The following is a 13,499-nucleotide window of genomic DNA, read 5'->3' on the forward strand; positions in this document are numbered from 1 at the left end:
CGATCAGGCGGCACGGGCGGGCGCGGTGCGCGCCTGCAGGGTGGGGGTGGAGGCGCGGAAATGTTCCTGCGCGGCGGCAATGCCGCAGCCCGGTTCAATCGCGGCGCCTGCATCGCGCAGTGCCATTTCTGCGGCGGAAATGGCACCGCAGAGCATCACCGGGTTGAGCGAGCCCAGATGCCCGATGCGGAACGCGCGACCGGCCAGCTTGGCGAGGCCCGAGCCGAGCGAGGTCTGGTATTTGTGATAGGCGGTTGCGATCACGTCGCGGGCATCAACGCCGTCGGGGGCATAGATCGCTGAGACGGTATCGGATTGCCATACCGGGCCATGTGCGACGAGGCGGCAGCCCTGCCATTCGGCCACGGCAGCGCGCACGCCGGAGGCGAGGCGGTGGTGACGGTCCCACACGCTCTCCATTCCCGCGGCCAGCAGCATGTCGAGCGAGCAGCGCAAGCCGCGCAGGAGCTGCGTGGCGGGGGTATAGGGGAAATAGCCGGTGTCGTTCAGTTTGATCATATCGGCAAAGCTGAAGTAGCAGCGCGGCATTTGCGCGCGCTCATGGGCGTCAAGCGCCTTGTTGCTGACCCCGAGCAGGCCCAGACCGGCGGGGAGCATGAAGCCCTTTTGCGAGCCTGCGACGGCGAGATCGACGCCCCAATCCTCCATCTCGAATTCGATCGAGCCGATGGAGCTGACGCCATCGACGAAGAGCAGGGCGGGATGGTTCACAGCATCCATGGCGGCGCGAATGGCGGCAATATTTGAGGTGACGCCGGTTGCGGTTTCATTATGGGTGGCAAAGACCGCCTTGATCTTGTGCTCCTTATCGGCGGCGAGTTTGGCGGCGTAGTCCTCGACCGGCACGCCTTTGCCCCACTCGACCTCGCAGAGGTCCACATCGAGACCAAGCCGTTCGGCCATATCGACCCAAAGCGTTGAAAACTGGCCGAAACGTGACATGAGCACGCGATCGCCGGTGTTGAGTGTGTTGGAAATCGCCGCCTCCCACGCGCCGGTGCCGGAGGTCGGATAGACAAAGACGCGGCCATGCGTCAGGCGGAACACCTTTTTCAGATCCGCGAGCAGCGGCAGGATGAAGTCGCCGAAATCGGGGGCGCGCATATCCTCCATGGGAATGTTCATGGCGCGACGCACCTCGTCAGGCACATTTGTGGGTCCGGGAATGAAAAGATGGGAATGGCCGTTCATGTCTGTCCTCCTTCAGGCTGGCCTTCTTTATGCGGCCGGCGGGGACGTGGCGTAATGCCCGCGCGCATGGAAAAGCGCGGCCATGCGGGGCGCGCATAGCCCTGGCGGGTAGGCGGGGGCTACCCGGTGGGGGCGCGGCGGTATGCCGTTGCATTCTGAAAAATCGTTTGATTTCAGGACGTTCCTTGGTCTTGTATAAGGGGGCAGGAGGAGGAGACTGTGCGAGATATGATTAACGCGACCGTTGAGGACGCAGGATTGGACCTGCCCGAGGTGATCGTTGCCGACCGGCAGGCGATTGTCTGTCAGGGGCTGGGATCGCTGGTGGCGCAGATCGAGGCCGTGCGACTTGGTCCCTTTGCCACCGATCTGGCGAGCCTGCGCAAGGCGCTGGGCGAGCGGTCGGGTCGGGTGATCCTCGTGTTGGGAGTGCGTTTGGCGGATGCCGATCTGGGTCGGGTGCTTGATATGCTGCGGCGCGATCATCCGCGCGTGATGGTGGTGGTGGTCGCCGAAGAGGCAGAGTTTGCGTTTATCCGCACGGCCGTCAAAGCGGGGGCGCATTCGGTCTGCATGATGGGACAGGTTCTGACCAGTCTGCCGCGCGTGCTGGGTCATCTGGTCGAGGGGCATAGCATCCTGCCGGTGGAAATCCTCAAACGGTTGATGGGCGAGCAAGGCGACAGCCTGACCCGGCGCGAGCATGAAATTCTGGGGCTTTTGGTCGATGGGCTGACGAATTTCCAGATTTCGGCGCGGCTGGGGCTGTCGGAGAATACGGTCAAATATTACCTCAAGGCGATCTATCAGAAGCTCGACGTGAACTCGCGCGGCGGGGCCATCGCGAAATATGTGGCGGGGACGTATTGAGGGGGGCTTTGAACGGACATTCGCCCCAATCACCATAGCGCGGAATCAAGGCACCGCAGGTGCCGCCGCGCAGCGCCCGACGGCCCCCTCAGGCGGGCGCTTTTGCAAGGTTTCCTGCGATTGAAAACGCGAAAGACTTGGCAGGCATAAAGTGCCCATTACTTGTGTTGCGACGCCCACCCGGCGGTCGGGCCCGGCGCGGCTATGCTCCCGCGACTTGTTTTTCTCTCTACCCCCTCAATCCACCACCGTCACCAGATGCCAGCGCAGCGCGTCGTTGGGCACGGGGTCGAAATGCGTCACGCGATTCGAGAGCACCACCAATTGTGTGACGTGAAAGGGAATCAGTGTGCCCGAGTTCATCGCCAGATATTCCTGCGCTTCGACATAGAGCGCGCGGCGGCGTTTGAAATCCAGTTCGGCGCGGGCGGTTTCGATCAGCCGGTCGAAGTCTGGGCTGGTGTAATGGGTCTCGTTCCATTTGGCGGTGGAATGAAACGCCTCATTCAGCGCCTGATCGGCGGGGCGTTCACCCCAACTGGTGCTGAAGGCGTCCTTTTTCATCCAGATATTTGACCAATAGCCATCGGCGGCGGCGTTGATCAGGTTGACGCGGATGCCTGCCCGCGCTGCCTGTTCCTGAAATGTGACACCGATCACCGGCCAACTGGGATCAAGCACCGAGACATGCACATCGACATCAATCCCGTCAGGGTAGCCCGCCTCGGTCAGCAGGGCGCGGGCCCGCTCTGGATCGGGGGGGCAGTCCATCTCGGCGCGGTATTGGTCATTGGGGGCCACGGGCGTGTCACAGGAAATCACCCCGCCGCCATCCAGTGCCAGTTGCAGCATCTCGTCACGGTCCACCGCGAGGCGCAGCGCCTGCCGGACCCGCGGGTCATCGAACGGTGGCACATCTGTGCGAAACGCCAGCCCCATCCAGTTGCCGGTTGGAATCTCCAGCAGTTGATAACGCAACGATTTATCCAGCGCCCGGCGCAGCATCGGTACGATGCCGCGTTCCATGTCCAACTGCCCGCTAAGAAAGGCCTGAAGCCGCGCCTGCGCGTCGGGCACACCGATCACCTCGATCCGGGCGAGGGCGGGGGGGCCTTCCCAATACTCCTCATTGGCGGTCAGCACGGTGATGCCATCGGGGTCAAATTTCTCGACCCGGAACGGTCCGGTGCCGATGCCGGTCTGATCTATGGTCTCACCCGAGCCTTCGGGGATGATGCGCAGGCGGGGGTCCATCAATTGCAGCGGCAGATCGGCAAATGGCGAATCGAGGCGCATTTCAACGCTGAGCGGCCCGGTGGCGGTGATGCTGGTGATCATCTTGACGGCGGCGCGGGCGGGGCTGCCGTAATCGGGATCGATCACGCGGGCAATGGAATAGACCACGTCCTCCGCATCAAGCACGCGGCCGTCGTGAAAGCGCACGCCGTCGCGGATTTGAAAGGTCCAGACGGTGCCATCGGCATTGGGCGTCCAGGAGGTGGCAAGATCGGGGGCAGGTTTGCCGCCGCGACCGGGGCGCACGAGGCGGCTCTGGATTTTCTCGATGATTTGCAGGACCCGTCCCTTGGAGGCGGGATCGAGACTCGAATGTGCGCCAAAGCCCACGTTATGGGCATGCCGAAAGGTGCCGGACGGTGCCGCGCCGACGGGCGCCGCGAACATAAGGCACAGGATCGACAGCAGGATGGGCCGCATTGACATCTCTCCCCGAGGCTTGGGCGGAGTGTGGCAAGGCTGACGCGGAAAATCAAACCTTTCGGGCGGGCCGCGGATCACGATTTGCCTGTGGTGCGATGCGGTGACTGAAAGTTGAAATTTTCCGCAACCGGGCGCTTGACGGGCGCGTGGCCCCGGCATAGAAGCGCCACACGTCGGGGGGTGACCCCCGGTGTTGCTGCGGGCGGTTGTAGCTCAGTTGGTTAGAGTACCGGCCTGTCACGCCGGGGGTCGCGGGTTCGAGCCCCGTCAACCGCGCCATTTTCCCTCACATGCATGACAGACCGGCCCGGTTGGGTTATTCCGCTGCGGCGATGCTTTGCCCGGCGAACTGCGGCATTACCTTGTCGATGAAGAGTTGCAGCGAGCGTTTCTGGCGCTCCATATCAAGGCCCATCGAGGCGTAATAGATGAAGGCATCGACGCCCAAAGCCTCGTATTGGCGCACCTTTTCGGCCACGGTTTCGGGGCTGCCGAAGGCGAGATTTTCCTCGAGCATGGCGGGGTCGGTGCGGGCGTTGCCCTCCAGTTCTGCCAGCGGGACGGGATCGGGGAAGCCGTTGACCACCTCGCCGCGTTTCATCATCAGATTGCCGAATTGCCCCAGCACGCGGCGGAGTGCGGCCAAGGCCGCCTGCCGGTCCTCCTCGGTTTCATAGACAGCCGTGTGCCGCATCAGCGCCCAGCGTCCGTCATAACGCCCGCCGTTTTTGGCAATCGCCGCGTCGAGCCGGGCGCGGTAAGACTCGGCCTCGGAGAAGGGCATGGTGAGCGGCCAGCTCATGATGTCGCAACCATGTTCCACAGCGTAGTCAAAGGTGATGGGCGCGCGGGCGGCGACCCAGATCGGCACCTCCGTCTGCACCGGCTTGGGGCAGGAGGTGGCGGTGGGAAACTGCCAGTATTCGCCGTCATGGGCATAGTCGCCTTCCCAGAGGCGTTGCACCACGGGCAACGATTCCTGCATGTAGCGCCAGCTGTCGGGCTGCGCGAGTCCGGGCATCATGCGGTCAAATTCGCGCTGATAGGCGCCCGAGCCGATGCCGAATTCGAGGCGTCCGTCGCTCAGAAGATCGAGCATCGCCGCCTCACCGGCCAGACGGATGGGATGCCAATAGGCGGCGTTGACCACGCCCACGCCCAGCCGGATGCGGCTGGTGTGTTCGCCCCACCATGTCAGGATCTGAAACGGGTTGGGGGCGATGGTCATTTCCAGCGCGTGATGCTCTGCCGCCCATGCGATTTCAAAGCCTGCCGCTTCGGCCATCTGCACCATTTCGAGGGTGTGATCGCGCAGCGCCTTCATATCTGCGGTGGGATCGAGCCGCTCAAGGTTGATTGCGAGGTGGAATTTCATGTCTGTCTCCTATGATCAGCGCATCTGAAAGGGGTTGGCCATGGGAGCGTCGGACATGTTCATCCAAACGGTCTTGGGCCGGGTGTAGTCATAGAGCGCCTGAAAGCCGCTCTCGCGGCCATAGCCGCTGGATTTCGTGCCGCCGAATTCCGCAATAGGGCTGATGGCGCGGTAGGTGTTGACCCAGACGATGCCTGCGCGCACGGCGCGCGACATCCGCAGCGCGCGGGCGCTGTCGCGGGTAAAGATGCCGGCGGCAAGACCATGCTCTGACCCATTTGCGAGGGTCAGGGCCTCGGCCTCGGTCTTGAACCGCAGGACCGACAGGACCGGGCCGAAAAGCTCGGTGTCGAGGATGCGCAGATCGGGTGAGGGACAGTCGAGAATCGTCGGTTCAAAGAACATCTCGCCTGCCGCCGCCCGTTTGCCGCCACAGATCAGCCGTGCGCCCTGGGATTGAGCATGGGCGACCTCGCGCTCGATATGATCCAGTTGCGCGCGGGTGCAGAGCGGGCCCATTTGCGTGTCCTCGTCCATCGGGTCGCCAATGCGGATGGCGCTGGTGATGGCGCTGAGGCGGGCGAGGAAGTCATCGGCAATGTCCGCATGCACGATGAGGCGCGAACCTGCGACGCAGCTTTGGCCCGAAGCCCCAAAGATACCCGCGATGGCGCCGTTTACGGCGCTCTCGATATCGGCGTCGGCAAAGACAATGAAAGGGGATTTTCCGCCCAACTCAAGGCTGACCTGCGCGAAGTTCTGGGTGGAATTCATCAGCACATGGCGCGCGGCGTTGGGGCCGCCGGTAAAGCTGATCCGGGCGATGAGCGGATGCGAGGTCAGCACCCGTCCGCAGGGGTCGCCGTGGCCGGTGACGATATTGACCACGCCGTCGGGGATGCCCGCCTGCGCGATGAGCCGCCCGAATTCGAGGATCACGGCGGGGGCGTGTTCCGAGGTCTTGAGCACGAGCGTATTGCCCGCCGCCAGCGCCGGGCCGAGTTTGACCGCCGTCAGGAAAAGCTGGGAATTCCACGGCACGATGGCCGCCACCACACCCAAGGGTTCGCGGTTGGTAAAGACGAACATGTCGGGCTTGTCGATGGGCAGGGTTTCGCCGGTGATCTTGTCGGCGGCCCCGCCGTAGAAATGCAGGAATTCGGCGATATACTTGGCCTGCCAGCGGGTTTCCTTGAACATCTTGCCGGAATCGCGGGTCTCTACCTCGCCCAAGCGTTCCGAGTGGTCGGCCAGAAGATCACCCAGACGGCGCAGGCACTGACCGCGCGCAGTGGGGGTCATGCGCGCCCAAGGACCGTCGTAACAGGCGCGATGCGCGGCCTCGATGGCGCGGGTCACATCCGCCTCGGTGGCCTCTGGGGCCGTGGCCCAGACCGTGCCTGTGGCGGGATTGAATGTTTCGAACCGTCCGCCATCCGAGGCATCGACCCATGCGCCGTCGATCAGCATTTGATAGTCTGTGGTCATGGTTTGCCCTTCATTCAGCCGCACATTGGGGGATGTCCTTGGGCACGACCCGGTGATAGCCGCCGTCGCGCCACGCCAGAGGGGCGGCACCTGCGTCAAACACGCTGCTGACTTGGCCGATCACAATGAGATGGCTGCCAGAGGGTACGCTCTGCGTCAGATCGCAGGCAAATCCCGTGGCCCCTTCGATCAGGGGGGCAGTGCCGGGCGTGCCGTAGCAATCAATGCCAGAGAAGCGATCCGTGATCCAGCCGTCATGCCGTCCGGCAAAGCGGTCGGCGATGTCTGTGCTGCCTTCGGGCAGAACGTTGACGCAGAACCGGCCATTTGCGGCGACGGCCTTTGCGATGCGGCTCTGGCCGTGCAGGCAGACAAGAACCGTGGGCGGATCAGCGGAAACCGAGGAAAAGGCGCTGACCGTGGCCCCGAACCGGCCCATTGGCCCGTCGGTTGTCACAACCGTCACCGAGGCTGCGACCTGGCGCATCGCGTTAACAAAGCGGGCTCTGTCCCCCGAAGAAGGGCTATCGTGCTGCATGGTCCTGTCCTTTACCTCTGATTGGCGCCTCGTCAGGCTGACATGAATAAAGAGTTTTTGAAAACGAATTGTTTTGCGGTATATGTTCGATAAAGTCGAATTGAGGCGGGGATGATCCCGTTTGCACCTGCAGCATTGGCAAAACATGCCAAGTGATTGCGCTAACTTGGAAAAACCGCCGCGTTTGCGGGTTGCGAATCCATGTTAGGCTGGAATACCAGATACCAATGCGCCGCTGTGGCGGGGTTCGGACAGGGTAGGGCACCCACGCCCAAAAGGGAGAGAGACATGACGGCAGGACGGGTCAATCCGCGGTTTCGGCTGGAAGATCAGGGGATTTCGGGGCTGGGTCAGGTGCATTACAACCTGATGGAGCCTGCCTTGGTCGCGGCCTCGGTACAGCGCGGCGAGGGTGAATTGGGTCAGGGTGGCACGCTCTTGGTCAGCACCGGCGAATTCACCGGCCGCTCACCCAAGGACAAGTTCACCGTGCGCACGCCGACCACGGAAAACACCATCTGGTGGGACAACAACCTGCCGATGACGCCAGAGCATTTCGATCAGTTGCACAAGGATATGTTGGCCTATCTGGCGGGACGCGAAGTCTTTGTGCAGGATCTGGTCGCGGGGGCGGACCCCGAGCACAGCATCAATGTGCGGCTGGTCAACGAACTGGCGTGGCACAACCTGTTCATCCGCCACATGCTGCGCCGTCCGGAGCGCGATGCGCTGGATCATTTCGTGGCGGATTACACCGTGATCAACTGCACCGGGTTCAAGGCTGACCCGGCGCGGCATGGCTGTCGCTCAGAGACGGTGATCGCGGTCAATATCGACGCCAAGCTGATCCTGATCGGTAACACCGAATATGCGGGCGAGAACAAGAAATCCATCTTTGGCCTGATGAATTACCTGCTGCCCGAAAAGGGCGTGATGCCGATGCATTGCTCGGCCAACCATGCCAAGGACGACCCTGAGGATGCGGCCGTGTTCTTTGGCCTGTCGGGCACCGGCAAGACCACGCTCTCGGCCGATCCCAACCGCACGCTGCTGGGCGATGACGAGCATGGCTGGTCCGACAAGGGCACGTTCAATTTCGAGGGTGGCTGCTATGCCAAGACGATCCACCTGAGCCCTGAGGCAGAGCCAGAGATTTTCGCCACCTGCTCGATGTTCGGCACGGTGATCGAGAACATGGTCTATGACGCTGACACGCGCGAGCTGGACTATGAAGATTCGAGCCTGACCGAGAACATGCGTTGCGCTTATCCGCTGGATTATATTCCCAATGCGTCCGCTACGGGGATGGCAGGGCATCCGCGCAACGTGGTGATGCTGACCTGCGATGCCTTTGGCGTGCTGCCCCCCATTGCGCGGCTGACGCCCGCACAGGCGATGTATCACTTCCTGTCCGGTTTCACCGCCAAGATGGCCGGGACGGAGCGGGGTCTGACCGAGCCGCAGCCGGTGTTCTCGACCTGCTTTGGCGCGCCCTTCATGCCGCGCCGCCCCGAGGTCTATGGCAACCTGCTGCGCGCTAAGATCGAGAGCCATGGTGCATCCTGCTGGCTGGTCAACTCGGGCTGGACGGGTGGGGCCTATGGCACTGGCTCGCGTATGCCGATCAAGGCGACGCGCTCGCTGTTGACTGCCGCGTTGGACGGGTCACTGAACGGGGTTGAATTCCGCAAGGATCCGAACTTTGGCTTTGAGGTGCCGGTTTCGGTGCCGGGTGTGGCCGATGTGCTGCTTGATCCGCGCCGGACATGGCATGATCCGGCGGCTTATGATGCGCAGGCGGCAAAACTGGTGGCGATGTTCGCAGAGAACTTTGCGCAATATCTGCCGCATGTGGACGACGAACTGCGGGCGGTGGCGCTGGGCTGAGGGGCAGGGGTGGTTTTGGCCTGTTGCTGACATCGGCCTTAATCCCCCCCCCGCACGGCCAAGAGCGCGCCGCGAGATTGCCGGGCCGTGCCGCGGCCTGGCGATTGTGAGGTGGCGCGCACGCTTTTGAGGTTATAGGAGCTTTTCCGGCAGCAAGCGGCATTTACGAATGCCGCTTTGCGCGTTCTCGGCCCAGCGACCGCGCGGTTTATTGCTCGGGCTCAAAGCTTCCTCAAGCCCAAGCTGTGTCCCTTGGCTGGCTGTCTCACGTCTGGCCCTCAGGGGCGCAGCAGGATTTTGCCGTGATGTACCGCTGCTTCCATCAGACGATGCGCCTCTGCCGCCTCGTCCATGGGCAGAACCCGGTGCGTGACAGTGCGCAATTTTCCGGCGGCAAACAGCGGCCAGACCGTTTCGCGCAGTTCCTTGGCCACCTGGCTTTTGAATTCCTCGGGGCGGGAACGCAAGGTTGATCCGGTATAGCTCAGGCGTTTGAGCATCACCGGCATCAGATCAATCTCGACCTTTGACCCCATGTTGAAGGCCAGTTGGATGATCCGTGCATCGTGGCGTGCCGCCTTGATGTTGCGCGCCACATACGCGCCGCCGATGATGTCCAGAATGATGTCGGCCCCGCCTGCTTCGCGGGAGAGTGCGACAAAATCTTCGTCACGGAAATTGATGGCGCGATCGGCCCCCAGAGAGGTCACAAATTCAGCCGCCTGTGCATCGCCCACGGTGGTCAGCACGGTAAGCCCCATGGCCTTGCCCAACTGGATCGCCGTTGACCCGATGCCCCCCGCACCACCATGCACAAGGAAAACCCCATTCTTGGGCAGGGTATGGCCCAGAAACACATTGCTCCAGACGGTAAAGAAGGTTTCGGGCAGGCCTGCGGCCTCGACCTCGTCCACACCTTGCGGGATGGGCAGGCAGTGGGTGGCATCAACCGCCACGAATTCCGCATAACCGCCGCCATTGGTCAACGCGCAGATGCGGTCGCCGGGGTGCCATTGGGTGACATTTTCACCGCAGGCCACCACCTCGCCCGAGACCTCGAGCCCGAGCAGGTCGGATGCGCCTTTGGGCGGGGGGTAGTGCCCGCGCCGTTGCACCAGATCGGGGCCGTTTATGCCTGCGGCGGTCACGCGGATCAAAACCTCACCTGCGCGACAGTTGGGTAGGGGGCGGGTGCCGGGGATCAGCACCTCGGGACCGCCGGGAGCGGACATTTCAATCACGCGCATGGTGCCGGGGAGAGCGCTCATCGGGCCACCGCCGCTTTGGGGGCCTTGGCCATAGCGCGCGCCACGGCGGCGACCACGTCATCGGCGTGGGCTGCAATCTCGACCCCTGCGGCGCGCAGGCGGGCGATTTTGTCCGCAGCCGTGCCGCCACCCAGAACCGAGAGCGTGCCGGCATGGCCCATCCGGCGGCCGCGCGGTGCGTGCCGTCCGACCACAAGGGCCACGACGGGTTTGCCATAATCGACCGATTCCAGATAGGCAGCGGCCTCTTCCTCGGCGCGTCCGCCGATCTCGCCGATCAGTACCACCGCCTCGGTTTCAGGATCATCGCGGAAACGTTTGAGGCAGTCGACAAAGCCCACGCCATGCAGCGTATCGCCGCCAATGCCGACGGTGGTCGATTGCCCGAGCCCCGCCGTGCTGCATTGCGCCAGAATTTCCGAGGTGAGTGACGCCGAACGCGAGGCGATGCCGATATGACCCGGCTTGGCGTTGCCGGTGGGCATGACGCCGATCTTGCATTGTCCCGGAGTCAGGATGCCTTGGGAGTTGGGGCCGATCAGCACCGTATCCGTGCCTTGGAGCGCCTGTTTGACGCGGCTCATGTCATGTTGTGGCACGCGTTCGGTCACGCAGACGACGGTGCCGATGCCGGCCTCGATCGCCTCGATCATTGCCGCGCCCGCCTGTGGGGCGGGCACGATCACGAGGCTGGCATTGGCCTGTGTGGCCTCCACCGCTTCGCGCACGGTGTTAAAGAGCGGTAGGCCCAGATGCCGGTTGCCGCCCTTGCCAGGGCGCACACCGCCAACGCATGTCGTGCCATAGCGCATGGCCTCATCGGTATAGAACGTGCCGGATCGCCCGGTCATGCCCTGCACGATGAGCCGTGTATCGGAATTGACAAAGATCGCCATCAGCGTGCCCTCCTCTGGCCTGTCAGCTCTACCACCCGCCCGACAGCGGCCGACAGCGTGTTGCAGCTCTCGACCGGAACCTTGCGTTCGCGCAGGATGCGGTGGCCCCAATCGGCATGCTTGCCCGAGATATAGGCAACGATCGGCAATTTGCGCGTGGCCTTAGCATAGGCGAAATTTATTCCCTCGGCCACTGTGTCGGCAGAGGTCATGCCGCCGCCGTGGATCGTGAGCAGGATCGCGGATACACGGTCGTCCCCCAAGAGGATCTCGACCCCGCGTGCAACATCCATGCTGCTGGCAGTGGTGCGGATGTCCATGAAATTGGCGGGCTGGCCACCGGCGTCCATGATCATGTCATTGGTGGCAAGGCCAAGCCCCGCACCATTGGCCACCACGCCGATATTCCCCTCAAGCCGAACGAGGTTGATGTTGTGTTTCTGGGCTGCCAACTCATCGGCGGGGGCGGGGCGATCCGCCACCATCGACGCAAACTCGGGGCGGCGAAACCCTGCGTTGGGATCAATCGCCACCTTGGCATCAATGGCCATCCAGCGGCCATCGGCGCTGCGGGCGAAGGGGTTGATCTCGATCAGCGTCATGTCGTTTTCGGTAAAGGCGAGGCGCGCGGCAAATATCGCGTCGATCGCTGCGTCTTGCGAGTCTGCGATGCCGACGCCGGTGAGAAATGTTGCAAGCTTGGCGCGCGCATCGGGGCTATCCGGGGGCAGCGCACAGCTTTGGGCGGTTTCCTCGTCCATGCGTGTGCGCTGTTCAAACTCCACGCCGCCTGCGCTGGAGGCCAGCAGCATCGGTTGGCCGGATTCGGGATCAAAGGCGATCGCGATAAAGCAGCTTTGAGCGATGTCGATCGCGGCCTCGACATGCACGAGGCTCACGGTTTCGCCCGCAGGTCCGGTTTGATCGGTGATCAATGTTGAGCCGAGCAGGCGGCGGGCCTCGTCGGCCACGGCAGAGGGGGTGGCGGCAAAGCGGATGCCTCCGGCAAGGCCACGCCCGCCCGCGCCGATCTGCGCCTTGACCACATATTTGCGGGCGTCAATCTCCTTGCAGAGGCGATGTGCCTCATCCGCGCTGCGGGCCGGGCGACCATCGGGAATGTTGATCCGGTACTGGGCGAGCAGTTCCTTGGATTGATATTCAGCGAGAAACATGAGAGGTGCCTCCTCTGGGGTGTTTGGTTTCTGGTATACCAAGAACCAAGTTGAGTCAACGCCAGCCGTACCGTTAATCGGGTGGGGGCGACGGCATGGTCGGGCTGTAAGCTATCCTATCTGCATCATGCGGTAGGTCGGATCACTTGGCAATTTCCTTCAATGCCAATTGTTCCACGGTGCGCTGCAGTTGATCAAAACCGTGGCTGGCCCCTTTGACCGGCACATAGGCGGCGGGCAAACCGCGCGCCTTTGCTGCGAGGACAAACGCCTCAGACAATTCGGGATAGGTGTTTGTGTCCTTGTCGCCGACGACAGCAAAAATGCGCGTGCCACGGGCCATTGCCGCGATATGGTCATGGGGTGACAGGCTGTTGGTCCACGCAGATTTCCCACGCTTGGCCCGCCATTCCGGGATGTTGCAAGGGCAAGACACGAGGATCACGCTGTCCAAGAGACCCGGATATATCCCGGCGATAGCCCCCAGTTGCGCAGCCCCGCCCGAATGGCCGATACCAATCACCTTTGATGCGCCAATGCTCTTGGCTAAATTCTGGATTGTTTTTGCGACCAGAGCATTGTTTTCCTTGGTGTAATGATCTCTGCGTCCGGTGTTCGATCCGGGGGAATTCTGACCTTTTTTTCCAGTATATCCGGGCCTCACGAGGGCAAATACGCTCACGTCCTTGCTCTGCTCGGCGATCTGCTTGGCGAGGTCGTAATGATAGGTGGCTGGCCCGCCCTTGCTGACATCGCCATGAACGACAACCACCAAGGCGCGGTTGCCCGCACCAAAAATCTGACCGTTTAAAGGGCCGGGAGACTGGGCCTGCGCCATATTGGCGAGGCCCAGAAAGAATATTGCGGCAAGATGGAACAATGAGAGCGGTAGCGGCATGGTGAATTCCCTTCACATTGTGCATTCGCTCTCATTGTTACTTGGATTGCACGTGTCAGCCAATCGCCTTGAGCACGGCCTCGCCGAGGCCAGCGGGGCTCTCAGCGACGGTGATGCCGGCGGATTTCATGGCTTCGATCTTGGACTCGGCGTCGCCCTTGCCGCCCGCGACG

At 62.6% G+C, this 13,499-nt stretch carries 11 protein-coding genes, 1 tRNA gene and 1 pseudogene; 3 read left to right on the forward strand and 10 right to left on the reverse strand.

Annotation, left to right across the window (positions count from 1 at the left end; genetic code table 11):
• Positions 1 to 3: 3 nt before the first annotated feature.
• On the reverse strand, positions 4 to 1,212 hold the full coding sequence (locus tag ACN0SW_RS13315; protein WP_417728420.1) for a pyridoxal-phosphate-dependent aminotransferase family protein: 1,209 nt from the start codon (positions 1,210 to 1,212) through the stop codon (positions 4 to 6).
• A gap of 228 nt (positions 1,213 to 1,440) precedes the next feature.
• Between ACN0SW_RS13315 and ACN0SW_RS13320 the strand changes: the two genes are divergently transcribed.
• Positions 1,441 to 2,082, forward strand: a complete 642-nt coding sequence (locus ACN0SW_RS13320; protein WP_417728421.1) for a helix-turn-helix transcriptional regulator — start codon at positions 1,441 to 1,443, stop codon at positions 2,080 to 2,082.
• A 237-nt stretch (positions 2,083 to 2,319) separates the two neighbouring features.
• Here ACN0SW_RS13320 and ACN0SW_RS13325 read toward each other — a convergent pair whose 3' ends face one another.
• Positions 2,320 to 3,798, reverse strand: a complete 1,479-nt coding sequence (locus tag ACN0SW_RS13325) for an ABC transporter substrate-binding protein (RefSeq protein ID WP_417728422.1) — start codon at positions 3,796 to 3,798, stop codon at positions 2,320 to 2,322.
• 205 nt (positions 3,799 to 4,003) lie between these two features.
• Here ACN0SW_RS13325 and ACN0SW_RS13330 point away from each other — a divergent pair.
• Positions 4,004 to 4,080, forward strand: a tRNA-Asp gene (locus ACN0SW_RS13330).
• A gap of 37 nt (positions 4,081 to 4,117) precedes the next feature.
• Here ACN0SW_RS13330 and ACN0SW_RS13335 read toward each other — a convergent pair.
• Genes ACN0SW_RS13335 through ACN0SW_RS13345 form a run of 3 tightly spaced genes read right to left on the reverse strand, consistent with a single transcriptional unit; the run spans position 4,118 to position 7,202 of the window.
• On the reverse strand, positions 4,118 to 5,176 hold the full coding sequence (locus tag ACN0SW_RS13335; protein ID WP_417728423.1) for an LLM class flavin-dependent oxidoreductase: 1,059 nt from the start codon (positions 5,174 to 5,176) through the stop codon (positions 4,118 to 4,120).
• A gap of 15 nt (positions 5,177 to 5,191) precedes the next feature.
• Positions 5,192 to 6,664 carry an aldehyde dehydrogenase gene (locus ACN0SW_RS13340; RefSeq protein WP_417728424.1) on the reverse strand — a complete coding sequence of 491 codons (1,473 nt, stop codon included), beginning with the start codon at positions 6,662 to 6,664 and terminating at the stop codon, positions 5,192 to 5,194.
• Positions 6,665 to 6,674: 10 nt separating this feature from the next.
• Complete coding sequence (locus ACN0SW_RS13345; protein WP_417728425.1) at positions 6,675 to 7,202, reverse strand: flavin reductase family protein; 528 nt, start codon at positions 7,200 to 7,202, stop codon at positions 6,675 to 6,677.
• A 288-nt stretch (positions 7,203 to 7,490) separates the two neighbouring features.
• Here ACN0SW_RS13345 and ACN0SW_RS13350 point away from each other — a divergent pair, with 288 nt between their 5' ends.
• Positions 7,491 to 9,089: a phosphoenolpyruvate carboxykinase gene (locus tag ACN0SW_RS13350; RefSeq protein ID WP_417728426.1), complete on the forward strand. Its 1,599-nt coding sequence runs from the start codon at positions 7,491 to 7,493 to the stop codon at positions 9,087 to 9,089.
• Positions 9,090 to 9,367: 278 nt separating this feature from the next.
• Here the strand turns inward: ACN0SW_RS13350 and ACN0SW_RS13355 are convergent, their stop codons facing one another.
• The 5 genes and pseudogenes from ACN0SW_RS13355 to ACN0SW_RS13375 all read right to left on the reverse strand — a co-directional run.
• The gene (locus ACN0SW_RS13355; protein ID WP_417728427.1) at positions 9,368 to 10,357 is read right to left on the reverse strand and encodes an NAD(P)H-quinone oxidoreductase; all 990 of its coding nucleotides are present in this window, start codon (positions 10,355 to 10,357) and stop codon (positions 9,368 to 9,370) included.
• Entirely contained in the window at positions 10,354 to 11,253 is a 900-nt protein-coding gene (gene sucD / locus ACN0SW_RS13360) for a succinate--CoA ligase subunit alpha (RefSeq protein ID WP_417728428.1), read from the reverse strand. The genes ACN0SW_RS13355 and sucD overlap by 4 nt, the downstream gene beginning before the upstream one ends.
• On the reverse strand, positions 11,253 to 12,428 hold the full coding sequence (locus ACN0SW_RS13365; RefSeq protein WP_417728429.1) for an ATP-grasp domain-containing protein: 1,176 nt from the start codon (positions 12,426 to 12,428) through the stop codon (positions 11,253 to 11,255). The genes sucD and ACN0SW_RS13365 overlap by 1 nt, the downstream gene beginning before the upstream one ends.
• A gap of 142 nt (positions 12,429 to 12,570) precedes the next feature.
• Positions 12,571 to 13,326, reverse strand: a complete 756-nt coding sequence (locus ACN0SW_RS13370; protein WP_417728430.1) for an alpha/beta hydrolase family protein — start codon at positions 13,324 to 13,326, stop codon at positions 12,571 to 12,573.
• Positions 13,327 to 13,381: 55 nt separating this feature from the next.
• A pseudogene (locus ACN0SW_RS13375) lies at positions 13,382 to 13,499 on the reverse strand (succinate--CoA ligase subunit alpha); the annotation flags it as partial.

It is taken from the genome of Roseovarius sp. (genome assembly GCF_048262375.1).
Lineage (GTDB): Bacteria > Pseudomonadota > Alphaproteobacteria > Rhodobacterales > Rhodobacteraceae > Roseovarius.